General features: G+C 31.8%; 18 protein-coding genes and 1 tRNA gene. 10 read left to right on the plus strand and 9 right to left on the minus strand.

From position 1 onward, the window contains the following. Positions 1 to 98 precede the first annotated feature (98 nt). Positions 99 to 386 (minus strand): hypothetical protein, encoded by a 288-nt coding sequence (locus tag GBO31_RS09070; protein ID WP_219008019.1) that lies wholly within the window; start codon positions 384 to 386, stop codon positions 99 to 101. A gap of 270 nt (positions 387 to 656) precedes the next feature. On the opposite strand from GBO31_RS09070, the gene GBO31_RS09075 reads away from it, so the two are divergent. The 7 genes from GBO31_RS09075 (at position 657) to GBO31_RS09105 (ending at position 13589) form a co-directional block, all read left to right on the plus strand. Further along, on the plus strand, positions 657 to 2987 hold the full coding sequence (locus GBO31_RS09075) for an ATP-dependent helicase (protein ID WP_219008020.1): 2331 nt from the start codon (positions 657 to 659) through the stop codon (positions 2985 to 2987). Between the two features lie 383 nt (positions 2988 to 3370). After that, positions 3371 to 6754: a starch-binding protein gene (locus tag GBO31_RS09080; RefSeq protein ID WP_219008021.1), complete on the plus strand. Its 3384-nt coding sequence runs from the start codon at positions 3371 to 3373 to the stop codon at positions 6752 to 6754. A gap of 716 nt (positions 6755 to 7470) precedes the next feature. Next, positions 7471 to 9261 (plus strand): type VI secretion system Vgr family protein, encoded by a 1791-nt coding sequence (locus GBO31_RS09085; protein ID WP_219008022.1) that lies wholly within the window; start codon positions 7471 to 7473, stop codon positions 9259 to 9261. Between the two features lie 24 nt (positions 9262 to 9285). Further along, positions 9286 to 10080 (plus strand): hypothetical protein, encoded by a 795-nt coding sequence (locus tag GBO31_RS09090; protein ID WP_219008023.1) that lies wholly within the window; start codon positions 9286 to 9288, stop codon positions 10078 to 10080. 4 nt (positions 10081 to 10084) lie between these two features. Beyond that, positions 10085 to 11344 (plus strand): DUF3289 family protein, encoded by a 1260-nt coding sequence (locus GBO31_RS09095; protein ID WP_219008024.1) that lies wholly within the window; start codon positions 10085 to 10087, stop codon positions 11342 to 11344. 27 nt (positions 11345 to 11371) lie between these two features. Further along, positions 11372 to 13027, plus strand: coding sequence for a glycoside hydrolase family 19 protein (locus tag GBO31_RS09100; protein ID WP_219008025.1), 1656 nt, complete (start codon positions 11372 to 11374; stop codon positions 13025 to 13027). Then, on the plus strand, positions 13014 to 13589 hold the full coding sequence (locus GBO31_RS09105; RefSeq protein WP_219008026.1) for a hypothetical protein: 576 nt from the start codon (positions 13014 to 13016) through the stop codon (positions 13587 to 13589). Before GBO31_RS09100 ends, GBO31_RS09105 begins: the two co-directional genes overlap by 14 nt. 9 nt (positions 13590 to 13598) lie before the next feature. Here GBO31_RS09105 and GBO31_RS09110 read toward each other — a convergent pair whose 3' ends face one another. From GBO31_RS09110 to GBO31_RS09135, 6 genes are all read right to left on the minus strand, one after another. Continuing rightward, a complete protein-coding gene (locus GBO31_RS09110) occupies positions 13599 to 14639 on the minus strand; it encodes an alpha/beta hydrolase family protein (protein WP_219008027.1) in 1041 nt (346 codons plus the stop codon). Positions 14640 to 14757: 118 nt separating this feature from the next. Next, entirely contained in the window at positions 14758 to 15687 is a 930-nt protein-coding gene (locus GBO31_RS09115; protein WP_219008028.1) for an alpha/beta hydrolase, read from the minus strand. Positions 15688 to 15793: 106 nt separating this feature from the next. Next, positions 15794 to 16981, minus strand: coding sequence for an alpha/beta hydrolase-fold protein (locus GBO31_RS09120; RefSeq protein WP_219008029.1), 1188 nt, complete (start codon positions 16979 to 16981; stop codon positions 15794 to 15796). A gap of 39 nt (positions 16982 to 17020) precedes the next feature. Then, positions 17021 to 17758 carry a class I SAM-dependent DNA methyltransferase gene (locus tag GBO31_RS09125; RefSeq protein ID WP_219008030.1) on the minus strand — a complete coding sequence of 246 codons (738 nt, stop codon included), beginning with the start codon at positions 17756 to 17758 and terminating at the stop codon, positions 17021 to 17023. Between the two features lie 40 nt (positions 17759 to 17798). Continuing rightward, positions 17799 to 18452 carry a response regulator transcription factor gene (locus GBO31_RS09130; protein ID WP_219008031.1) on the minus strand — a complete coding sequence of 218 codons (654 nt, stop codon included), beginning with the start codon at positions 18450 to 18452 and terminating at the stop codon, positions 17799 to 17801. After that, positions 18445 to 20352, minus strand: a complete 1908-nt coding sequence (locus tag GBO31_RS09135; RefSeq protein WP_219008032.1) for a sensor histidine kinase — start codon at positions 20350 to 20352, stop codon at positions 18445 to 18447. Before GBO31_RS09135 ends, GBO31_RS09130 begins: the two co-directional genes overlap by 8 nt. Positions 20353 to 20686: 334 nt before the next feature. On the opposite strand from GBO31_RS09135, the gene GBO31_RS09140 reads away from it, so the two are divergent. From GBO31_RS09140 to GBO31_RS09150, 3 genes are all read left to right on the plus strand, one after another. Continuing rightward, complete coding sequence (locus tag GBO31_RS09140; protein ID WP_219008033.1) at positions 20687 to 21988, plus strand: cytochrome ubiquinol oxidase subunit I; 1302 nt, start codon at positions 20687 to 20689, stop codon at positions 21986 to 21988. Positions 21989 to 21991: 3 nt separating this feature from the next. Beyond that, the gene (locus tag GBO31_RS09145) at positions 21992 to 23029 is read left to right on the plus strand and encodes a cytochrome d ubiquinol oxidase subunit II (RefSeq protein WP_219008034.1); all 1038 of its coding nucleotides are present in this window, start codon (positions 21992 to 21994) and stop codon (positions 23027 to 23029) included. A 32-nt stretch (positions 23030 to 23061) separates the two neighbouring features. Next, positions 23062 to 23136, plus strand: a tRNA-Pro gene (locus GBO31_RS09150). Positions 23137 to 23250: 114 nt separating this feature from the next. On the opposite strand, the gene GBO31_RS09155 is transcribed toward GBO31_RS09150, so the two are convergent. Further along, on the minus strand, positions 23251 to 25353 hold the full coding sequence (locus GBO31_RS09155) for a prolyl oligopeptidase family serine peptidase (RefSeq protein WP_219008035.1): 2103 nt from the start codon (positions 25351 to 25353) through the stop codon (positions 23251 to 23253). 142 nt (positions 25354 to 25495) lie between these two features. After that, a complete protein-coding gene (locus GBO31_RS09160; protein WP_219008036.1) occupies positions 25496 to 25645 on the minus strand; it encodes a hypothetical protein in 150 nt (49 codons plus the stop codon). Between the last annotated feature and the right edge of the window lie 163 nt (positions 25646 to 25808).

Consider the following 25808-nt stretch of genomic DNA (forward strand, 5'->3'; position numbering starts at 1 on the left):
TGAAAGGGAAATTCTTTAAAGTGAAAAATAGATATAAATAAAAACTCTCAACATACTAGGAGTATATTGAGAGTTTCTTACTAACAATTTGTAATATTTTAAGATATACTAATAATTCTTTCTAGGGGTATTATTGTTGATTGTTTAAGAATTACTTCTTTATCCGTAATTCCCCAGATCGTGGTTTCTACTTTTTTAAAGCCTTTATTGTCGACAAAAATGATTTTCACTTTGTGACGCTCTAGATTCCCTAGAGATAAAGCTCTTTTTAGCTCTAAAACTCTATCGATTTGATCTTTTCTTTTTTCTAGTACTTCTTTTTTTGGAAATGTTAGGAACTTAATTTGCTCTTTTTCAATAAGCTGAATGTTTATGTTTGGGGACATAGCAAAATAATTAGGTTAATGTTGGGGTTAAGGTACTTTCGGTTATTTGGGAAATAAGAAAGTTCTTTAAATATACATATTTTGTATTTAAAAACCGTAATTAAGCAATGTTTTTTGTGTAAAAATGTATTAAAATACTATAAAAACACTGATCTTATTCTGATTTTCATGTGATATTATGGTTAATGATTTGTTTATAAATATCGGAGACATTAGTTCTATAAAAAGGATAGTTTACTTAAATTTCGAGGCTTATAAAAAATTGAAAACTTGGAAGAATATTTAGCTGGATTAAATGATGCGCAAAGAGCTCCTGTTTTACAAAAGGATGGACCTATGATTGTAATTGCTGGGGCAGGTTCTGGGAAAACCAGGGTTCTTACGTTTAGGATCGCTTATCTGATGTATCAAGGAATAGATGCATTTAATATCTTATCCTTGACTTTTACCAACAAGGCTGCACGTGAAATGAAAAAGCGTATTGCTGACATTGTAGGAGCCAGTGAAGCAAAGAATTTATGGATGGGAACATTTCATTCTATTTTTGCCAAAATTCTTAGAATAGAAGCGGATAAACTCGGATATCCTTCCAATTTTACCATATATGATACTCAAGATTCTCAACGACTCATTGCTTCGGTAATTAAAGAAATGGGGTTGGATAAGGATATTTATAAATACAAACAAGTTCAATCCAGAATCTCTTCTTACAAGAATAGTCTTATTACCGTAAAAGCATATTTTCAGAACCCTGAATTGGTTGAAGCTGATGCGATGGCCAAAAGGCCTCGAATGGGAGAGATTTATCAGCACTATGTGGATCGTTGTTTTAAGGCAGGTGCCATGGATTTTGATGATCTACTGTTGAAAACTAATGAGCTTTTAAATCGTTTTCCTGATGTATTGGCGAAGTACCAAAATCGATTTAGATATATTCTGGTAGATGAGTATCAGGATACAAATCATTCACAATACCTTATTGTAAAGGCGTTATCAGATAAATTTCAGAATATTTGTGTGGTAGGAGATGATGCACAAAGTATTTATGCATTTAGAGGTGCTAACATCAATAATATTTTGAATTTCCAAAGAGACTATGATAATGTGCAGCAATATCGCTTAGAACAAAATTATAGATCTACCAGAAATATTGTAGAAGCTGCTAATTCTATTATAGATAAAAATAAAACCAAATTAGACAAGGTAGTTTGGACTGCCAATGAACCAGGTCCGAAAATTTTAGTTAATAGATTGCTTACCGATGGAGATGAAGGACGCTATGTTGCAAGTTCCATTTTCGAGAACCAAATGCAGCATCAGTTAACTAATGGTCAATTTGCTATTTTGTATAGGACTAATGCACAATCCAGAGCAATGGAAGATGCATTACGAAAACGTGATATTAAGTATAGGATTTATGGTGGTTTGTCTTTTTATCAGCGAAAAGAAATTAAAGATGTTCTTGCATACCTACGATTAATTATTAATCCCAAAGATGAAGAAGCTTTAAAGCGTGTAATTAACTATCCAGCTAGAGGAATCGGAAGTACAACTGTGGATAAACTAGTTGTTGCAGCGAATCATTATGATCGATCTATTTTCGAGGTGATCGAAAATTTAGATCGTATTAACTTAAAAATCAATAGTGGAACAAAGACGCGACTTGAGAACTTTATGAATATGATTAAAAGTTTTCAAGTTACGAATCAAACTTCTGACGCTTTTACGTTGGCCGAAATGGTGGCCAAAAACACTGGATTGTTACAAGAACTTAAAAAAGATGGAACACCAGAAGGGATAGCACGAATAGAGAATATTGAAGAATTACTTAATGGTATTCGCGATTTTGTAGAAGGTCAAAAAGAGTTAGCGGATGAAACAGGATCGCTTGCCGAATTCTTAGAAGATGTGGCATTGGCAACAGATCTTGACCAAGATACTGGAGATGATGATAGAGTCGCTTTAATGACAATTCATTTAGCAAAAGGGTTAGAATTTCCTTATGTATATATTGTGGGCATGGAAGAAGATTTATTTCCTTCTGGGATGAGCATGAATACAAGATCTGAATTGGAAGAAGAACGTAGATTGTTTTATGTTGCGCTTACAAGGGCAGAAAAACAAGCCTATTTGACATATACGCAGTCCCGATATCGTTGGGGGAAATTGGTGGATGCAGAACCAAGTAGGTTTATTGAAGAAATTGACGACAAATATTTAGAATATATTACACCCGTAGATACGTATCGCTATAAACCTCTTGTGGATACCGATATTTTTGGAGAAGTAGATAAAAGTAAATTAAGACTTAAAAAACCAGTTTCTGGATCTCCTCCAGTTTCACATAGACCTACAGAAGAACAATTGCGTAAACTACGCAAATTGAGACCGGTATCTAATGATTCTCAAAGTACTCCAAAAGCAAATAGTATTGATGGTGATTTAGTCCCAGGTACTATAGTAGAACATATGCGTTTTGGAAAAGGAAAAGTTCTTAAATTAGAAGGAGTTGGGCAAGATAGAAAGGCGGAAATAAACTTCGAAAATGGCGGAATTAAGAAGCTTTTATTAAGATTTGCCAAGTTAAAAGTGATAAGCTAAACCAGGTATTCTTCGCTACATTATTTAGAATGCGAAAACTATGATTATATAAGGATAGTGATGAAACAATAATCAGCATGATTTGTTTTTGTTAATCTTTCAAATATTAACTTCAGTTTTTATTAGTTTTTGATTGTTTTTGTTTTTTGATATTATTTCTCAAAAAATGTCAAAATATTAAGCATTTTTTTGACTGGTTTCTACTTTTTTAACCTTCTATAGGATAAAATATCAACACTCAATCGTTTTCGTGAAAAATAGACCTTCTTAGAATTATATTATTCGGTTTTTTTTTAGAAATCTTTATTACAACGATTGAGATAATTTCCCTTAAATAAATTATCCAGTTGTTCTTTTATTAACACACAAACAAAATCTTAATTATGAAAAAAATACTCTACTTAGGGTTATTAGTGGTTTGCCTATGTTTACCAAAAATAGGAATAGCGCAAGCGGAAAGAAATCTTCCATTTTCGTGGGACAATTTAACAGTTTACTTTTTAATTACCGATCGCTTTTATAATGGTGATACTACCAATGATTCTAACTTTGATCGTTTTCAGGATAGTAGAAACAATGAATTAGATTTTCATGGGGGAGATATTGCTGGAGTTACTCAAAAATTGGAAGAAGGTTATTTCGATGAGTTAGGAGTTAGTGCGATTTGGGTTACACCAGTAGTCGAAAATAGACATGGATTTAATAATCCTCCTGCTGATGATCCTGCTTTTAGAGATTATCCATATCACGGATATCATACCAATGACTGGACTGCTTTTGATCCAAATTTTACAAGTGCAGAGGACTTTGAGAAATTTATAGACACTGCTCACGATCATGGAATTAGAGTATTGTTGGATATTGTAATGAATCATTCTGGTTATAGAACTTTTAAAAATGTAAATGGTCAATTAGAATTTGTAGATGAAGATTATCCATCGGATTGGGTGAGATTACGATGCGGAGCTGAAAATGGAGAGCTTCCTTGTGACGATTTAACAACACCACTTTTTGGATTGCCAGATATTCGTACCGAGTCGTTTAATTCGGTAGATCTTCCACAATGGTTATTGGATAAATGGGAAGCAGAAGGAAGAAGACAGCAAGAATTAGATGAACTAAATGCATATTTTGCTAGAACAGGAAGACCAAGAGCTCCAAGATATTATCTCATTAAATGGTTAACAGATTGGGTAAGAGAATATGGTATCGATGGATTTAGAGTAGATACAGAAAGACATGTTGGTGTGGATGCTTGGGCAGAACTAAAAGATGAAGCCGTAGCTGCACTTAGAGAATGGAAACAGAATAATCCAACTAAAAAATTAGACGACCTTGATTTTTATATGACTGGAGAACATTCTGGTGTGAATATTATTGGAAATGTAGGAGATCCTTTACCAGATGATTTTACTGTTGGTAAATTTAATAGTATGATCAACTTCCGTTCTCCAAAAGAAGCTTATACAGATTTAGGTCAAGAAGAAATATTTAGCTCTTTTGCTGCAAAATTAAATAACAATGATAATGGTTTTAATACTCCTGGAGAGTATAATATGATAAGTTACTTAAGATCTCATGATTTTAGTGAGTTCTTTACAGGTAATATGTTTGAAGGGGCAGTGAAGTTATTATTATCTCCTGGAGGAGCACAAATTTATTATGGAGATGAATCAGGACGTCAATTTTTTAATGCCACTACTTATGTAGATGCTGGATACCGTTCTGATATGAATTGGGATTCAATAGATGATGCTTTATTATTACATTGGAGAAAACTTGGGAAGTTTAGAAGAGAACATATCTCTATTGGAGGAGGTTCTCACCAAAAATTAAGTGATGCTCCGTATATCTTTAAACGTGAATATAACCGTAATGGAGTTTCTGATAAAGCCCTTGTTTTCCAAGGACAAGATAACGATTTTGCAGGAGCGTTAAACGTCTTCGGAATGTGGCCTGATGGAACTTTATTAAAAGATTATTTCTCAGATACTACGGCAACTGTTTCTGGAGGAACCGTGACTTTTGGCACTACATTCGGAATTGTATTAGTCGGAGAGCCATTTGATCTTTCAGATTCTGTAACGCTATCTATTGATCCAGCTTCAGGATTCTATAATGATGATATTGCCGTTAGCATGACCGCTTCTACTACAGCAGAAGGTGCAAGTGTTGATATTTTTTATACTACAGATGGTTCAGATCCTTCCGCTGCAAGTTCAGAATATTCAGTTCCTTTGAATATCAATGCTTCAGCTACGATAAAAGCTATAGCAATTGATTCAGAAGGAAATGAATCGTCGATTGTTTCTAGAGATTATATAATAGGAGATGGAGAACCATTTACTGTTTATTTTAAGAAACCTTCAGACTGGTCAACAGCTAATATTTATCTGTTTAACCAAAATACAGGAGAAGCACTTCCAGGTTTCCCAGAATGGCCAGGAGATTCAATGACTATCGTAGACGGAACTCCTTGGTATTCATATGTAATAGATCAAAATGTACAAGTAGGTATTGTTTTTAATGATAATGGAGGAGATCAAACCGATGATCTAACTAGAATTGTTGAAGGATGGTATGATAATGCATGGTTTGATACTTGTCCAAGTGATTGTCCAACAGGACCACAGCCACCAACACTTACAGTTTCACCAGATTCAGGATCATTTAATGGAAGTGTTGAGGTAACAATGAGTGCAACGAATTCAGGAACAATATACTATACATTGGATGGATCTGTTCCAGATACTTCTAGTACTTTATATGAAGAAGAGTTTACTATATCTTCTATTGGAACGACAGAACTAAATGCAATAGCGATTAATGATGCGGGAAGTTCTCCTGTAGAGAATCGTATATATACAATTCAGGATGTTGCTGGGTATACAGTGAATTTTAGAAAACCAGATACATGGGGTACAGCATATATTTATTTATTTGATAAAAATGCAAACTCTGCTATTCCAGGATTTCCAGCATGGCCTGGTATTGAAATGACACAATTAGAAAACTCTCCTTGGTATTCTTATACGATAGATGAAACTGTAGAAGTAGGAATTGTATTCAATGATAATGGTGGCGCTCAAACAGATGATTTATCTAGAACAACCGATGGATGGTATAATAATGGATGGACAGATACTTGTCCTGGAGAATGCCCAGGTATTATTTCTGATGATTCATTTGATGTATTCTTTAAAAAACCATCTTCATGGAATACAGCTTATATCTATTTATTTGATAAAAATGCAAATGCTCCAATCCCAGGATTTCCTAGTTGGCCAGGTGTAGCAATGAACGAAATTGTAGGAACTCCTTGGTATTCTTATACGATAGATGAATCGGTAGAGGTGGGAATTGTATTTAATGATAATGGTAATAGTCAGACTGATGATCTATTTAGAACAACAGATGGATGGTATGATAATGCATGGTTTGATGCCTGTCCTAATGATTGTCCGTCATTAGATGCTATCAAAGGCTCTTTCGTGGATAAAACCCCAACAGATGATACATTACAATTAGCAAAGGCATGGCCAAATCCTTTTAATGATTCTTTGACCTTATCTTTTACAGGTAATATGAAAGATAATCATGTGAGAATTGAAATATTTGACCTTGCAGGAAAGAATACAAATACATCTGTAATAAAAGATACTAAAACGAATACCGTAACCATGAATACAGCTAACCTTCCAAAAGGAATTTATCTTCTTAAGATAGTTTCTAATAAAAATGTGAAAGTGCTAAAAATGGTGAAGTAAAAATAAATTTTGCTGATTTAAAAACCTGTCTGGAAAATTGAAGTTTTTCGGCAGGTTTTTTTTTATTGTTTTCTTTTTAATGAGTCGTTTTTGTAATTCAAAGCAAGTTTCTTCTAAATTTTATAAAATTGATAATCAGTTAATTGTGTTTGTTTTTTGGTTAAGATAAAAGTTTGGCACACGTTTTGAAATTTACTAAGCAACTGATAACATAATTATCGGTTTTAGTTAAAAAAGTTTATTAATTTAAAATTTAGAAGTTATGACAAATTTTATTTCATTAAAGATTAATTGGAGTGTTTTGAGGAAGTTTTTACAAGAATTACCAGCGGCTAGTAGTCATGCAATTCACAGATAGACTTTCATCAATAAATCCCCTATAAAATGTATACTAATTACTTTTAATAACTGGATATAAACGTAGTTTTATATCCAGTTTTTCTTTCCCTTTTTTTGATTTCTTTTTTCTAAAATTTACGGATAACCCCTAATTTTCTTATCGACTAACCATTTGAAAGTGTAGTGGTTTTCAGGGGTATCTTTCCACTGAATGTCTGGTTGATTTACAGTCCGTTGTGCTTTACATTTGAAATAACCAATTTAAAAATATATAACCGGTATCTACGAACTATTTATTTTTTCCGAATTAAAAGTTTAGTTGTTTTTAGCGTGTATCATTTTTGATAGGTTCCACAAATTAATCTTAAAACTTAACAATGGCACTTCAATCTAAAATACAATTGTTTATTGAGGGATATTGTATTGAGGCTTTTAAAGAGCTAACATTACAACAAGAAATTGATGCTCATCATACTTTAGAACTTTTATGTCGTCGAGATGTTTTGGAGAAAGTTTCTAATGTAAATGAAGAAGTAAGTAATGATTTTTTAGGGCAAACGATAACGCTTTCGATTACTTCTCTAGATACCGTAAATATTTATAAGGAATTAAAGTTTAAAGGAATAGTTACAGAAGTAAGACTTACCAATGGTTTTCATAGAGCTACTGGTGATTCTATTCTAATAAAAGCAAAAAGTAATTCGATAATAACAGATGATGGGCCTAACTATGCATCATTCAGTGACGAAAGTCTAGAGTCGATTCTCAATCAGGTATTTCAGCCATATGACCGTTCTAAATTAGCTACTGCAATAACCACTAGATCTAAGGATAACCTACATTATTGTGTTCAAAACGGCGAAAGTAGCTTCAATTTTGCTAGTAGATTATCTGCTCAATATGGTGAATGGTTTTATTATGATGGTGAAAAATTAATTTTTGGAAAACCTGCGGATTCTGAAGAAGTAGTTTTAAGGTATGGCGTCGATTTACAGGAATTTTCTAGAAGCTTACATCCAAGATCCAATCATTATTCTTTTTTCACAAACGATTATTTGAACAATGAAAAGCATGAGGTTGAAACCTCTGAAATCATGAGCTCCATAAATGGATATAATGGTTATGCTTCTAATAAAAGTAATGAGATGTTTCCTCATAATACACAAGTTTTTCTAAATACATATAATGATCCTAGTACTAAGCAGAGGTTAATTAGTTTGGTAACTGAACAAAAGAAAGCGGAAGAGATTAAGCAAGTTTTGATAACAGGTAAAACGGATAATCCTGGAGTTAGTTTAGGGAAAGTAGTAAAAATAGAACAGCAGAATAATAGTAATGGAAGCTATAGAATAACAAAAGCGACACATAATGCCACTGAAAATGGGAAATATACAAATCACTTCGAAGGAATAGCTATAGATCAAAACGTATATCCTAAGACCAATATATTTAGAAGCCCTAAAAGTGATACACAGGTAGCTACTGTTACTGCTAATAACGATCCAGAAGGAATAGGTAGAATTAAAGTTCAATTAGATTGGCAAAAACCATTGGGCACTTATACACCTTGGTTAAGAGTGATGACACCACATTCTGGTGGAGATAAAGGTTTCCATTTTATTCCTGAAGTAGGAGAAGAGGTGCTCATTGGATTTGAAGGAGGAAATGCAGAGCGTCCATATGTCATGGGAGCACTATACAATGGAACTGCAAACCCTAGTAGTTGGAAAACCGATAAAAATAATGTAAAAGCCATTAGAACTCGAAGCGGTCATACAATTGAGCTAAACGATACCGATAAGTCCGAATTCATTACTATAATCGACAAAAATCAGAATACAATTCATATAGATACTGCTAATAATAATATTACCATAACAGCATTAGAAAATATGACTTTGAATGCTAAGAATTTTGAAATGAATATTCAAGAAGATGCTAACTTTAATATTGGTAGAGATACGGTAATTTATACTGGAAATAATTTCGATACATCATCTTTGAATCATACCAACATGGTAGAAAATAAAATGAAAAATACAATAGGAGGTGATTTAATACAGAATAGTGGTAATGCACAAATTCAAAGTAAAGCCWATATGAAAATAGCATGTGGAGCCACAGCTTCATTTCAAGGAGGAGGAAATGTGAAAATTAGTAAAGGGTAATTTTCTTAACGTAAATACATATCAATGATCCCAAGTAAATATACATTTAGAACTCAAGAAGTTCAATTGAAAATCCCGAAGCAAGGGATACGTAGATATTTAATTGAAACCAAAAATTATATCAATTATTCTGGAGCGATACGATGCGATCGCAAAAAGGAAATTAATATTTCTATAGAGGAGGATGAAGAACAACCTTATATTCGAAGTGTTAAAATTGAAATAGAAAAAGATACCTTTAAATTTTCAGATGGTTCTTTTGCAATGCAGGATATTATCAAAAGAACAGCATCGGTTTATGAAACTATTTCTTTAGAATTATCATATAAAGGAAAAATTGTAGCAATTCAAAATATAGAAGATTTACAACAAAGATGGAGTTCGTTAAAGGAGTATTTAACTGCAAAGTATAAAGGAGATCAAGTAGAACGTTTTATCCAGAAAACAGATGACATTTTAAATTCTGAAGATGAAATTATTAAAGATCTTTTGTTGTATCAAAATTTTGGAGGTTTATTAAAATCTATATATCAAAAATATAGCTCAGATACTTGTAGCCAAACATCGCAATACCTAACTACAAAATATGGTAAGGTAACTACTAAAGAAGAATTCTTACTACAGTCTGCAAATGAAACAGAGGATGTACAATTACAATTACAGTCGCATTACCCAGAAAAAGAAGAATATGTTTCTGTAAATGGAACATATAATTTTTCGGGACTAAAAGAGTCTTGGTTAAAAAGAGCTGTTATTTCTTGCATTGAGAAATACGGAAGACAAGAATATCATAATACGATTAGTATAATTCAATTATAATAAAATGGCTGGGCAATTTGTTAAAAATGGTGCTACCTTAAAATGTCCATTATGTTCAAGTAATGGAACATTAGTAGTATCTCATACTCAAGTCCAATTACAAGATACACCTTGTGCTACCAATGGTGATAAAGGAGGAGCCAATCTTGTTTTTGGAGGCGTATGCAAAAAATGGAGAAAAAGCCCACCTCCTTGTGCAAGTGTAATAGCACCAACTCAATGGAAAGGAGTTGCTACAGATATTGAGATTGATGGAGAGTTTATGTTGCTAGAAGATTCTACGATCACGTGCAGTACTGGTGGAGTAGATATTGCTATAGAAGATACAGCTCAAATAGATGTTCCTACAGATCTAGAAGAACCGACCCTAAAAGATATTGAGGTTCCTTTTTATGTAGAACGTTTTAGAATACCAGGATTAAATACTTCAGGAACCGCAATAGCCGATGATATGACCTATGGTTTCGGAGAACCTAGTACTTTAATTTATACAGAAGAAGAAATACAGGGATATACAGATCAATATATACAAAATGGATTTAATGTTGCTGAACATATCAAATTTGCTAATGGAGATCAGATTACGGACAAAGCTATTTATCGTACAAAGGAAATTACAGAATTAAGACCATTTCTGTTTAATCTCACCAGATTGAATTTTGATTTTATGCTTTTTGACGATTTTAGAATTCTAGCTTTTCAACTTTCTTCTGGACCTTTAAGGGAGAATATAGCTTCCATGATCGACAGATTTCAAAGTAATCAAGGAGGAATTTATGAAAATGATGCACTTAATGATGCGGCAAAAGAGAGTTCTGCGACGAAACGTTTTTGTGAAGCGTTAGAAAGAGATATTACACAACGAATTCAGAATGCTGGTGGAGATATTTCTGGAGCAGAAAACACCTCTATTAGATGGCAACGTAGACCTGGAGCTTCTCCTTCATTCGCTAGAGGAGAGGACAATAATCTTTTTCGAGGATTAACAATCGCAGTAAACGATGTTTGGAGTTATGAGGTAAGCATAACGGATTACACTAAGAAGGAAAATGGATATGATATCACATATCAGGTAATTTATTGGGATCACTTTGGTCTTGATTTACCAGATATGCAAAAGTTTTATTCATTAGGAGCTGGTTTTAGAGCTTGGTTTGTTTTACAACATCTTAGAGGGTATAAACCGTTTTTAACAAAAATTACTTTTGAAAAGGAGTTTTTTGCCTACGCGCCATCATTTCTCAATAATCTAGATCGTATTTAGATAGTCATTACCAAAAATATTGTGCTTATGAGTGGACATAACGATACAGTACAAAATATTGCCAGAAATAATTCTGATGCACGTCTTCAAAGGATCCAAGATCGATTTGGTCGATGGAACGAAGAGACTAATCAAACTACATTTGCTACAAATGATCCTGAAGAAGGATTATTAGATGCATATTTTGCAGAACAAATAACTAGACAGTTTGGAATACCTGATGGAACCTATACGTATAGTTTTGGAGGAACTAATGATACTAGTACAGCGGATAAAAAAAGACGTATCGCCCAAATAATTTTTGATAGAGTTTCTCCTCAACTAAAACAGAATGGGCAACATACTGCAATTGAATTGATTATAGCTGTATTGGTAAATGATAATTATAGTAATACTAATGGAGATTCGGTAACTTTTGAAATTTTTAAAACGGAAGAACGAACCTCATATCAAAAAATAAGTTCTGGTACTTTGGGAGGAGATTCATACATCATCGTAAAAGGGTTTGCATTGAAGGATAAGGAAGCTACCATAGAAATTTTTGAAAAGGAACCTTTTTTATTAATGGAAAGTGAAACACCACTTACCGTTATACAATATGATTCTCTTAATGCAGAAGAGCCTAATGAAAGTGTCAATAAGACAGAATTAAAAGCCACTTTTGATGATAGAGGAGAAGCGGTTGTAAAAATCAAGTTTCGTCCGAAAGTGGAAGATCCAGATACTGTATTTGATGGATGGAAAGAAAAGTTTAAACCTATTGTAGAAACAACAACAAACGAAACTGGTGCTGTTGAAACAAGTATTAGACCGCAACCAAGACCAGATGATTTAGATACCACAGGAAGTTCAACAAATTATACGATTCCTAATACCGTAGATTTGTTATGGTTGAAAGTACAAGTAAATGGTGACAAACAGAAGTATGAAGAAGAGTTTTTGAACGAGAGTAATAGTGCTTATTTTGTATTATCAGATTGTTGTTCAGCTCCAATAACCTTAGAACAACTAAAACAAATATTTACGGCAACTTCTGATGCAGATCTAAATGCTATGAAAGATGCATTCAACGAAGCATTTGTTCAATTTTCTATGAATACTTGTTTGAATAAGGCACATTTCTTCGCACAAGTAAAACAAGAAGTTGGGAATTCTGTGGATGTTGAAAATACAGCTGAAAATATGAATTATAGAGTTTCTGCCTTAATTTCAACTTTTACATCATCATTTGGAAGAAACCCTGCTAAAGCACACGAATATGGCAGAAAACCTGGTCAGTCAGCAAATGTACAAGCAATAGCTAATTATGCATATGCAAATAGAAATGGAAATGGAAATTTTGCGAGTGGTGATGGTTGGAATTATAGAGGTAGAGGTTTTTTACAATTAACCGGAAGAACAAATTATAATAATGCTAACCAAATCATACAATCCTTATATCCTGAATCAGGTATTGATATTATTGCAAACCCTATTTTAGTTTCGACAGATGTTAGAGTTGCTATGATTTCTGCAATGGCTTATTGGGTAGAAAATGGGCTTGTAGAATTGGCAAATGCAGGTGGAGAAGATACTAACGTTAATAGTATAACAGCAGTAATTAATTTTCATACAAGCAGTTATGCATCACGTAGAAACCATTTCCAAACAACCAAAAAAGTTTTTTTAAATGAATGTAGTTAAATTAAGACTCATGATGATTTTTAAAAATGTTCTAATCTTATTTTCTGGTGTATTTTTTATTTCATTTAATACAACAGTATATTCTTGTTGTAATAATTTTCAAATAATGCATACTGAGAAAGGACTCTTTCCTTCTCATTATGAAATTAAATCAGATACTACAAAGTTAGGAGATAACTTTTTGGCTATAATAAAAGGAAAACAACTTACTATTATCGAGAAGACATCTAAAATTGAATGTACAAATAACAATATAATAAGACTACAAGATGAATCTAATAATTGCTTTTCTGAAGGTTTTCAGGATATTTCTATGAATGATAACAAGTTGTTAATTGTGCAACAAATATGCTCTTCAAAATTTTTTATCAAAGAAATAGTAACCTATGAAATGGAATTGAAAAAGAAGTCATTTGTTTTAAAACAAATTGAATATGTGAAAACGTCAAAAGCAGACCCCGATACTAATTTTATTCCTCAAAAATTTTATAAAAAAGACTTTGGAGAAATTTCTTTTGCACAAACGAATTTAGATGCTCTCTATTTTAAATTAAATAATTAAATTTTTGGTTTATCTTCTATCTAACCAACCTTCTAAAGTTTCCAGAAAACCATCACATCTTTTAAAAGGTAAATTATTGTCTTGGAATTCGTAAAATCCACCAGTTTCACATTCTTGTATATTGTGATTACAATTTGGGAATGATTTTATTTCCAGTTCTGTATTCTTTGCTAATGTTTTTTCATATAATAATTTGGTTTTTTTCCAATCTACATTCATATCAGTTTCTCCAAATAAAGCTAAAACTGGGATTCTTACTTTAGATAAAATAGTTTCAAAATCACGAATAATAATTGGAAGACCAGTTTCTGCGTCAAGTTCTTCTTTCATAAGTGTTTTTTGATAACTATAATATTCATCTTCTGTAATTGTACTGCCATTATTAAACCTTAATATGAAATCATTTTTTCTAAGATTTGGTGTTGCATTTAGTGCACTTTCATAGCTTCCTCCTGAATGATGAATTTTTATAGCAGCTTTCCACTCGCTGACAATTAAATTAATAGAATCTTTAGGTAGTCCATCAATTCGTAGGTTTTGTTTAAGTAGATATCCAAAGTTTTCTTTATCATCAACACCACTTACCGAAACCCAAAATGCTATGTCTTTGAATTGGTCTATAACTATTGGATTGATCCAACCAGCTCTACTACCACCATATAAACCAATAGTATCCGAACCTGGAATTTGCTTTTCCCTCAAGGTTCGAATCGCTGCTATTACCTCTAACGCGCTATTGTGAACTGATTGATTGTAATCGAAAGTGCCCCCACTTTTTCCACACCCCATTTTATCCCACATATAGATCCCATAACCAGCTCTGACAAATGTTTCCCTTATATCTAAATACCATTCTTGCGCTACTGCGTTTGTTTCTCCTGATCCATGAACTAGAATTACAATTCCTTTAGGCTTTTGATCTTTAGGAAGATTTAAAACTCCATTCAATAGTACTTCTTCAAATTCAAAGTCAAAAATTTGCCTATTACTTTGAGCGGTTACATTTGTGAGAATTAAAAAAAGTATTGAGATTGTAACGATTCTTTTCATCTTGAAAATTTGACGTAGTTTGATTATGAATGTTTATTATAATATAGATCTATAAACTGTAAGAGTGTTACAGTTTACAATAAAAATTATATTACAATTATGAATCGTTATAATGAAGTTACTTTGTAAATAAAAATTCTAAAGGAATATGGAGTCTTTTGCTCCATGCATTCTCACTATGATTTTCTCCTGGGAAAAACTTGGTAAGCCAATTATTTTCCTTGAATCCTTTTTGAACCATTAATTCATCAACTTTTTTCTGAATATCGGAATATAATTTGTCTAGTGTTTGATCACCACAATCAAAATATATTTTATGGTTTTTAGTATCTGGAAGATTGTTATTTAAATATTTTATAAATGCATCTGATATTGGGTTATTTTCAATTGTAAATGAACCTGGCCAATGAGTTGATAGGCAAGCTGAGCCTCCGAATACATTTGGATACTCACAAATAGCATACATAGAAATTAAACCACCCATACTACTGCCCATAATATATGTATTTTCTCTATCAGAATGAACAGAATAGGTTTTGTCAATATATGGTTTCAGTTCTTCAACAATAAATTTAAGGTAATTGTTGGATTGTGGTTTGAATGACCCTTTTAGGGGAACATGAGAGTTTCTAAGTTGCTTAGTTAGTGTATCTTTTTGACTTGTTGATAAATATTCAAATGGTTTTTCTGGAAAATAATCGGAGTGTCTTATTTCCCCTCCATTCCAAATACCAACAACAATAAAATCTTTAATCTCCTTTGATTCAAATAATTTAGATGCTACATCATCTATATTCCAAGCTTGTTTGTTCCATGAACTCTTAGGATCGAATAACATTTGTCCATCGTGCATATATAGCACAGCATATTTTTTAGAAGAGGAATAACCTTGTGGCATCCATATATCGATATTTCTAGGTGTTACATGCTTTGATTCAAAGTTCTCTATACGTTCAACCTTTCCTGACACAACTTCTGGAAGCGTATTTTGAGCTTTTGCAGTAAAAATTAGTAATAAGACTATGGAGGTATTTATTAATTTTTTCATTTAAGTATTGGAATATGCTATTCGGAGCATAATTTATTCTAAATATGTCAATCTACCAATCCTATTTTGATAGTAATATAATAAAGAATTGAAAATCATTTCTGGATTAATTTTCAGAAAGCTTTTTAGCTTTTTCAAAATATTTTTTAGCCAGGGCATCTTTTTTTTCTGCTTTGTAGGTATTTCCAATTCCTTTCAAAGCTCTTTCTGATTGTGGATTTTTTTCGATGATTTCCAAAAACAATTCACGAGCTTTACCAGCTTTTTGACTTTCTAAGTAAAACTCAGCGATTGAACAAGCTCTATTGACTCTTAATCTTTTTAGATATCCTGTAGATTCAAATTCATGTGCTAGTTTTTCAAAATACTCTAAGTTATTTGCTCGCATTGCATTTCTAATAAGGCTAAACATAGTCCAATCTGTCAAATTACTAGAAAACCCATATCTTGAAGCTCTTTTGTTGTAATAGTCGTAAACAAAAGAAAGTCCTCCAAATTTGATAAACTCTTCTAAACTATTAAATTGCAATTCCGGATAAAATTCAAAATATCTTTTAATTCCGCGATATAAGGTTGTAAATGGTGTTGACCTATGTTCTTCACCCTCTAATTCTTCAAATTTCCAATTTAGATTTTTAGAAGCATTTTTCTCAAAAAGTTCCTGTAATTTTAAAGTACCTTCTTTTACAGAACCCTCATTGCTTCCAGAAGTAACGAATAGGACTTTGTTAAGGGCAGTTCCCCTATTAATAAGACTATCAACTTTATTGATCTTCCCTTTTAAAGGAAAAGGGCTTGCAGCAATATATGAATTGAACAAGTTAGGTTGATTTACCATAGTTTCAATTACAAAACCACCTGCAAAAGCCCAACCAAAAAGAATTCTCTCCTTTGAAGTTTTGTATGTGGTATCAATATGTTGGACGACTTCATTTGTTATGAAACTCAAATAATTCTTAGAGTTTACACTATAATTTCTATTTCTATCTGAAGGCAATTTGGAAATCCCAACAACGATGAATTCAGGAGATTGTTTAAATTCTACAAATGTTTTTTGGAGACTAACGCCATGTAGAAAATAACGTTGTCCATCTAAGATATAGAGAACAGGGAATTTCTTTTCTGATTCATTGTAATTATCGGGTAGATAGATTTGAATCTCTCGTTTTTGATTCAAGATTTTGGATTGGATCCAAATGCTGGATCCAACTATATTATGCTCCGTATTTACTTGGGCAATAGCATTGGAAAAGATTATGAGTAGAAATTTAAATAAAAGAACTTTTGTTTTCATACCGGTACTATAATATTTAGAATATTTAGGTATATCAAATCATTTTTTTCGTGCAACTACAACATAGGTTGGAAATGCGTAAGATTCTTTTTTAATTATTTCTATTACCTCAAATCCATTTAGAATTAGAAATAGCTCAATTTCATTTTTTGTAAAAGTTCTTACGGTCGAATTATCTTTTCCGATTTCTAGTAAAGTTTTTTTTTCTTTCCTATAGAAAATAGATTCCCAATCAAAGCACCAACTATTTAGAATATTGAGATTCCATTTACTTTTTCTTATGTAAGTTATATTCTTATAGTTAACTTTATGGGTAATTGCCTTTTTATTGCTTATTTCGGGTATAAATTCGTTGGCATCTATGAAATCAAAACAAAAGATACTTCCTTTTTCCATATTGTTATAAATGCTAATAAAAGTGGATTCTACATCTTTATTTTTGACTAAATAGCTTATTGTTCTTCCGGTCATTAACACACTTTCTACAGTTCTTTGTAAACTAAAAAAACGCATGTCTTCATGAATGAAGTTAGCACTAGGATTTCTTTCCTTAGCTATTTTTAGCATTTCACTACTAAAATCAAGTCCGTAATAATCATAATCATCTTCTATAAAAAGTTGAGATAAAATACCTGTTCCACAACCTATTTCCAAAATACTTTTTTTGTGATACTTTTTGAGAAAACCTTTATATAAATCATATTCTAATTGATAATCTATAAAGCTTGAATACATAATTTCATAAACCTCAGCTAAGTCGGAATATAGATTGTTCACTTCTTTAATTTTTTTAATGATTTATAGATGATTACGTAAACTAATCTACCAATCCCATTTTGATTGCATGTTTAGCTAATCCAACAACGTTTTTTACATTTAGTTTAGAAATTAAACTAGTTCGATATCCTTCAATCGTATATTTACTGAGAAATAGTTTATCGGCAATTTCTTGAGTGGTATATTCTTTAGCAATTAATTGTAAGATTTGTTTTTCTCTTTTGCTAAGATTGATTTCATTAGATTGTTTTTGTTCAAAAACACTTTTAGTATATGTTTCTTTAATACTATCCGAAAAATAATTAGAACCGTTTAGTATTGTTTCAATCGCTTTTAACAGTTCTTCTTTTCTCGAATTCTTAGGGATATAGCCGTTTACTCCATCCTGAGTTAATTCATAAATTTTATCTGGAGTAGCGAGCATACTTACGATAAGTGTTTTTATGGCAGGATGATGCTTTTTGATATGTTGGTTCAAAGCAATTCCATCCATTTTAGGCATATTAATATCTAAAATTGCTAAATCAATTTGGTCATCTACATTAATATCTAAATACTTTTTAAGATCACTTCCGTTACTTGCTGTATATATAATTTCATAATCAGATTCATGAGCAATAATACTCAAAAGACCATCTAGAAACATTTTGTGATCATCTGCAACTACTAATTTATATGTATGTTTTTTAATCATTTAATACAGTTGGTATTTCAATACGTATGGCGGTACCTCTATTGATCGTAGAATCAATGTCCATTTTTGCTTTTAATAACGCCAAGCGTTTTCTAATATTTTGTAACCCTATACCATTGGTTTCTTTATCAATGTCAAACCCAATACCATCATCTTCAAAAATAATTTCAATAGAATCTTTATACGCATTCAAACATATTTCAATTACTTTGGCTTTGGCATGTTTTAAGGCATTTGTCATCAATTCCTGAATGATTTTAAAAATTTCAACTTTTTGATTATCACTAATCGTATTTATCTTTTCTACTGGATGAGGTATAAATGTAATTTCAGGGTCAATAACTTTTTCTATGGTATCTATATATTCTCTAATGTAATTCGCAAAAGCGGTTTGGTTGATCTTTTTTGGAATAAGATTATGAGATATCTCTCGTACCTGTTGGTATGTGTCATCGATCTGATCAATAATAGTATCTTTTATATCTAGCTCTTTTTGAATATTGATCATTTGTAATTTTATAGCGGCTAAATTTCCACCGATACTGTCATGTAATTCTCTTGAGATTCTACTGCGTTCTTCGTTTTGAGCAATAACATAAGTATTTGCTAATTTTAGTTCTTGTTCCTTAAGAAAAGCAGCTGTTTTTTGTCTATTGATTTCTTCTTTCTGAGCGTTATACTTTATTTTTACTTGTAGTTTTTGATAGTATACCAACAACAATGCTATGATGGGGATCAAAACGATAATAAAACCAATAATATAAAATCGCTTTAATAGTCTTTGCCTTTTGATCTCCGTTTCTTTTAGAAGTTGATCTTCTTTTAAAAGTAAAATTTCTTTTTCCTTGGTAGCGGTTTCATATTTAACTTCGAGTTCCGTGATTTCTTTTTTCTGTTTTCTATTATTTAGAGAATCTCGGTACACATAAAATTGTTTTAGAGCCTTATTAGCAGATTTATGATCATTTGCTTTTGTATACACAGTAGCAAGATTGTCATAGATGTTTCTCTGTATTTCTAAACTTGAAATCTCTTTGGCTTTGTCTTTAATTCCTGTGAGCATGCGAATCGCTTCTGCGTGATTTCCCATAACTCCAATAACCAAAGCTTTATGTGCAGTAGCGTTTAGACTTTTATCTACAAATCCATGTTTGTCAGCAATTTTTTTACTCTCATTATAGTAATCGATTGCTTGTTGATATTTGTTGTTTTCATAAAGAACTGATCCCAAATTGAGCGCTATAGTTGCAGAAACTTTTGGGTCTTTATCTGGAGGCATCATTTCAAAAGCTTTTAAAAAATACTGTTCTGCATTTTCAAAATCTTTTTTGAAGAAATAAATAGCACCAATATTTACATAGTTACCATAAACAGCTTGATCATTTTCTGCAGTTTCTATGCTTTCCCTTAAAAACCGTATCGCTTTATCATATTCCTTCTTGTTTGCATATAATAAACCTAGATCTGATTTCACTTTAGTGACCATATCAGTATAGTCTATTTCTTCTGAAATCTTAAGACTTCTGTATAATATTTCTAATGCATCATCTATTTTACCGCTTCTACGATAGCTTGAACCTAATAATCTATACGCTTGCGCTAAGTATTTTTTATTTCTAAGGTGTATTAAAGATGCTCTGGTATAGTAAATTGAGGAATCAACAACTCCTATAGAATTAAAGTAACGTCCTAAGTATAATTTTGCTTTAGCTTTTGTAGAATCTTGATAACTTTTGTTCTTTGCGATTTTAGATAACTCATTATATGAGTAGGAAGGATTTACGTCTAAAGAATCGACGGCATTTTCAAGTTTCGTAATAACTGATTTTTGGCCATAACTAAAGCAAACACTTAAATAGAGTAGTGTAATGAATATTTTCTTGTTGATTTTGATATTCATGTAATCTGGGTGAAATATTATGTAGATTTTCTAACTAGAGAAAAGGTTTATCAATTAGGTTAGTTTAAATATAGTAGTATTTGATGGATTAATTGATCAGATTAAGCATATTAACGTTTGTTATGAATTTAACAATCTGTTTTTTAGTGATATAAAAGTTTACCGTCTTTTTATGTTTTTAAAGAAAAATTTCAGCCTTATGAATAGTAAGCTTTTTAGATAAAAAAGACCTTTAAAAAAACGGAAAAGACTCTTGTTTTTTCTTCTTAAAATGAGCTTTGCGTCGTATCTTTATAGAGTAATTAGAATCACACTTTTTCTCTAAAAAAAATCTATGGAAAATCTTGATGCAGCAAGACTCCAAATGGCATTTACTTTGATATTTCATATCGTTTTTGCCTGTATTGGAATGGTCATGCCTTTTTTTATGGTTGTATCACATTATAAGTGGTTAAAAACCAAAGATGAACTATATTTAACATTAACAAAAGCTTGGCAAAAAGGAGTTGCCATTTTTTTTGTTACTGGTGCAGTATCTGGAACAGCATTATCATTTGAGCTAGGTCTTTTATGGCCCGAATTTATGAAACATGCTGGTCCAATCATTGGAATGCCTTTTTCGCTCGAAGGAGCTGCCTTTTTTGTAGAAGCTATAGCATTAGGTTTTTATTTATACGGATGGAATAAACTACCAGAAAAATTTCATTGGTTTACAGGAGTTATTATTGGACTATCAGGAGTTGCCTCAGGAATTTTAGTTGTCGCAGCAAATGGTTGGATGAACTCTCCTTCGGGATTTGATTATATTGATGGACAGTTTTTGAATATTGATCCTGTTAAAGCAATGTTGAATCCCGCATGGTTTACACAAGCATTGCATATGACATTGGCTGCTTTTACTGCTACAGGTTTTGCTGTGGCAGGAATTCATGCATATCAAATATTTAAAGGAAGAAGAGTAGCATTGCATACGAAAGCCTTTAAAATAGCATTGACCTTTGGTGCAATTGCTGCAATATTACAACCAATTAGTGGCGATATTTCTGCAAAAGATATTGCAGAAAGACAACCTGTAAAATTAGCAGCAATGGAAGCTCATTATAATACCGAAAAAGGAGCTCCTTTGTATATTGGAGGCATTGTTGATGCAAAAACCCAAGAGGTAAAATATAAATTGGCAATACCAGGAATGTTGTCCTTTTTAGCATTTGGTGACTTTGATGCTGAGGTAAAGGGACTAAATGATTTTCCAGAAGATGAAAGACCAAATGTTCCTATGGTACACTATGCTTTCCAGATAATGGTTGGTATTGGAGGAGTTTTAATGTTGGCAGGACTATTATACTTTATTTCTTTGAAAAAGAAAAAATGGTTTGCGAATAGAAAATACTGGTTGTTTTTTATTGCATTAGCTCCACTTGGTTTCATAGCCTTAGAAGCAGGTTGGATTGTTACAGAAGTTGGAAGACAACCTTGGATTATTCATAAAATTATGCGAACCAAAGATGCCGTTACGCCCATGCCAGGAATTGTGGTTAGCTTTTATACCTATATTTTAGTTTATACAACATTATCCATTGCCGTTACCTGGTTAATGATTCGTCAGATCAAAGTTCTAAATGCACAAAATAATTAATTTATGTTATACGTAGTTTTATTCTTTCTAATATTCTCTTTGTATTTATATGTTGTTTTGGGTGGTGCTGATTATGGAGCTGGAATTGTAGAAATGTTTTCATCTGAAGAGAACCAAAAAATAACTAAAAAAACCATTTATAGAGTAATGGGCCCAGTTTGGGAAGCAAATCATATATGGATTATTATTCTGATAGTGATATTATGGATTGCATTTCCTGCGTATTACAATATATTGGTTGTGAATCTACATATTCCATTAACGATAGTACTATTGGGAGTTACTTTAAGAGGTGTTGCTTTTGTATTCAGACATTATGACGCGGTTATTGATAATTCTCAAAAATTATATGACGCCATGTTTAAGATATCTAGTTTGATTACTCCTATATTTCTAGGTATGGTTTTCGGAGGACTTATAAGTGGTCATATTGTACTTACCGAAGATGTTAGTAATCTTTCTTTTTATGAAGTATTTATAAAACCGTGGTGTAATGTTTTTAGCATCTTAGTTGGATTGTTTTTTGCAGCATTGTGTGCTTTTTTATCTTCTGTATTACTTATTGGCGAGTCTGAAGCAAGGAAAGAAAATATTTATATTCGAAAGGCTGCCATTGCGACTATTGTAGTTTTTATAACTGGTTTAATCACTTTTATGTATGGATATATCAATGAGTATAGTTTTGTGACCATCTTTGTTAGAGATCCATATGCTATTATAGCTATGATTCTTTCTGGATTGCTTTTAATCCCACTTTGGATTACTATCAAAAAGGGTAGGAGAGTCCTAAGTAGATTGTTTGCAGGCCTTCAGGTTTTTTTGATCCTTTTAGCAGCTTTGGTAGCTCATTTTCCAAACATTATTATTACAAAAACAGAAAATGTCAGTTTATTAGATAATATTGCTCCTGAGAGTGTAATTAAAGTTCTTGGAATTTCTTTGATTATTGGTGGAGCTGTGATTCTCCCTGGTCTATTCCACTTGCTTAAATCATTTAAGATGATTAAAATCTTAGAACGACATAATAATACTTCCATATAACAAAAGTATTTTTATATTTGTTTCCCAATTTTCGGGTAGTAGCTTAGTCCGGTTAAAGTGCTGGTCTGGGGGACCAGAGATCGGAGGTTCGAATCCTCTCTACCCGACTAATGTAAATCTCTTGTTTTTAATAGTTAATGAATGGTTTACCAGTTTTGTGCTATTGTAGTAAGTGGTTTTCAATATGTTTGGTTTTATACCAATTCAAGAAAAATAAATTATTATTCTGATTGATAATCAGGATGACCTGTTTGCCACAGTAAAAAAGTAATGATCTTAGATAATTCTGTTCCTTTTTTATTTACAGAAGCTTCAAAACCATGTCCTCCTTGAAAATCAATGTCCAATAAAACCTGATTACTTGAATAGCCTTCTTCTTGTAATTTAGCAGCGAATTTTGCTGGTTGCCAGGCTGGTACACGAGAATCGTTCATCCCAGCGGTGAGGTAAATTGCTGGATAGTGTATTCCTTTTTTAAGATGGTGATACGCATCCATTTCCAAAAGTGCTTGAAACTCTATAGAGTCTTTGACAGTGCCAAATTCTTTTACGTTGTTTTGTCCATTAGGACCAAATTCAGAACGCAGCATATTTAAGGTTCCCACTCGAATCGCAGCAGCTTTATATAAGTCTGGACGTTCTGTAATTGCTCTTCCAATCGTAATACCTCCTGCACTAGCTCCCCAAAGTGCCGTTTTATCTTTATTGGTATATTTTTGATCAATTAGATATGTTGTACAAGCAATCAGATCTTTCCAAGAATTGGGTTTGGTAACTTTACGACCTCCTAAATGCCAATCATCACCTTTTTCTCCTCCTCCTCGAACATGAGCTGTTGCATAAATTCCTCCTTCTTCTAACCAATGTAATAAATAGTTATATAAGAAAGGAGAATTAGACCATTTATAAGCACCATAAGCATTAATGAGCATTCTATTTTGACCATCTAATTTAGTGCCCTTTTTATAGATAATAGATAAAGGAACCATTACTCCATCATGTGATGGAATTTCAATTTCTTCAACTATTACATTTTTTAAAAAATCATATTGAGTTACTGAAGCTAAATCTCTTGATTCAAATTGCTTTGTTTTGTGATTTAGAATATACGTTTCCTTATAACTAGTCCAACCTTCTATTGTAATTCTTAGTTCAGAAAAATCAATTCCTTTTGAAGACAATTTGATATTACCAGAAGGTTTGGGAAGCTTAATTTCGGATTCTTTTGTAGTTAGATGATCGCGAAAAAATAATTTAGCTTCAACTCCATTTTTTGTTTTTACATAATAAATTCCGTCTTTAGTTATTTCAAAATCAGATATTACGGAAGAGCTTTGTTCTGGAACTAATAATGTGGGATCTTYAAAATTAGGCTTCTCTAGATTAACTTTGCAAATTTTGAAATTGGAGGCTCCTTTAGCAGTTCGATAATATAGTTCACTACCATAAAGGAAAAACTGTTTAATCTTTTCTTGTTTTCCATAAAGCTTTTTCCAATTTATCTTTTCTTGGGATATATTTTTTATTTTTTCGTAATAAGTATCTCTATAAGACGATACTCCAGCAATAGAAGCAAGAACATAATTATTTTTAGGATTTGTGAAATAGATAATAGGAAAATCCTCTTGTTTGATATTAATTTTTGGATTGTTCTTTTTAGAAAATATAGTTTGGATTTTGCCTTTTTGTTTATTTAAATAATAAACTTTCGCCTCTGCAAAAAAAGAATAGTCTTTGTTTTTGGTATCTGTAATTGGAGTGTATGTATAAATGAACCCTTCATTATTTGGTAGCCATTCAACTCCTCCTAAAGAATTAGGTAGTGCATTAGGTAGTGTATCAGAAACTATTTTTTTTGTTTTGACATCCATAACAAAAAGTTGAGAAAACTCTTCATCATTCTTGGTAATGCTCAGWACTATTTTACTGGAATCCCAGTTGGGTTGAATGTAATTTATAGAATAAGATTCCTCTGAAGACGGTTTGAAATCTTTTGGATCATATAAAATTTCCTCTGATCCGTGGAAACCATTTTTTAGGTATACTTTAGATGTTGTTTCATCTTTTGATCGCTTTAAATAAAAGTGAATATCATCCTGACTAATTTTCAATTTAGTAATTATACTCTCATTGTTGTTCCTCTTTTTTTCAATGGATTTTTGAATTTTAACTATTCCTGGATTATTGTCAAAGACTTTCTCAGTATTCGCTTTTTGATCTTTTAACCAATTTATAGTAATTGAATCATTTAAGTTCTCTAACCTTCTATATGTATCTTCAATTTTTTGACCGTAAAATTCATCTACTGTGTTTGACTGTTTCAAAGCTTCAGTTTTTTCTTTTTCTTTACAATGAATTGTAATTATTAGAAGTATTAATAGACATAGTTTTCTTCTCWTATAATATACTAAAAAAAACCATCTGATGTTAATCATTCATCAGATGGTTTGGTGTTGTTTTCTAAATTTAACACATAGTTGAATTCTGAGTATTCTGCCCAGAATCATCATCGTCAAGAATTGCTGCAAATCCCCCTTTAATAGTTCTAGGGTTATTTAATTTTGAAATTTTAAGTTTTTTTAAGTTTAATTTAGAATGCTTTCTATTTTTTTTCATTGTGTGAATTTAATAGGGTTAACTGATTTCTGTCACAAATGTAATGGGATTTTTAACTAAATTTTAAGCCTATATGCTTAAATTCATGAATTTCATCACCTATTTACTGCTATTTTGTTCTTTAATCTATTTTTAAAACAAGAAGATAGATCCCAATGTTTTT

It is taken from the genome of Aquimarina litoralis, from assembly GCF_019295435.1.
Lineage (GTDB): Bacteria > Bacteroidota > Bacteroidia > Flavobacteriales > Flavobacteriaceae > Aquimarina > Aquimarina litoralis_A.

Bases quoted from the DNA above. Each gene is read 5' to 3' on its own strand.
- GBO31_RS09105 (WP_219008026.1), top strand. From the start codon at position 13,014: ATGAATGTAGTTAAATTAAGACTCATGATGATTTTTAAAAATGTTCTA.
- GBO31_RS09140 (WP_219008033.1), top strand. From the start codon at position 20,687: ATGGAAAATCTTGATGCAGCAAGACTCCAAATGGCATTTACTTTGATA.
- GBO31_RS09145 (WP_219008034.1), top strand. From the start codon at position 21,992: ATGTTATACGTAGTTTTATTCTTTCTAATATTCTCTTTGTATTTATAT.
- GBO31_RS09080 (WP_219008021.1), top strand. From the start codon at position 3,371: ATGAAAAAAATACTCTACTTAGGGTTATTAGTGGTTTGCCTATGTTTA.
- GBO31_RS09115 (WP_219008028.1), bottom strand. From the start codon at position 15,687: ATGAAAAAATTAATAAATACCTCCATAGTCTTATTACTAATTTTTACT.
- GBO31_RS09160 (WP_219008036.1), bottom strand. From the start codon at position 25,645: ATGAAAAAAAATAGAAAGCATTCTAAATTAAACTTAAAAAAACTTAAA.
- GBO31_RS09070 (WP_219008019.1), bottom strand. From the start codon at position 386: ATGTCCCCAAACATAAACATTCAGCTTATTGAAAAAGAGCAAATTAAG.
- GBO31_RS09110 (WP_219008027.1), bottom strand. From the start codon at position 14,639: ATGAAAAGAATCGTTACAATCTCAATACTTTTTTTAATTCTCACAAAT.
- GBO31_RS09095 (WP_219008024.1), top strand. From the start codon at position 10,085: ATGGCTGGGCAATTTGTTAAAAATGGTGCTACCTTAAAATGTCCATTA.
- GBO31_RS09135 (WP_219008032.1), bottom strand. From the start codon at position 20,352: ATGAATATCAAAATCAACAAGAAAATATTCATTACACTACTCTATTTA.
- GBO31_RS09090 (WP_219008023.1), top strand. From the start codon at position 9,286: ATGATCCCAAGTAAATATACATTTAGAACTCAAGAAGTTCAATTGAAA.
- GBO31_RS09120 (WP_219008029.1), bottom strand. From the start codon at position 16,981: ATGAAAACAAAAGTTCTTTTATTTAAATTTCTACTCATAATCTTTTCC.
- GBO31_RS09130 (WP_219008031.1), bottom strand. From the start codon at position 18,452: ATGATTAAAAAACATACATATAAATTAGTAGTTGCAGATGATCACAAA.
- GBO31_RS09100 (WP_219008025.1), top strand. From the start codon at position 11,372: ATGAGTGGACATAACGATACAGTACAAAATATTGCCAGAAATAATTCT.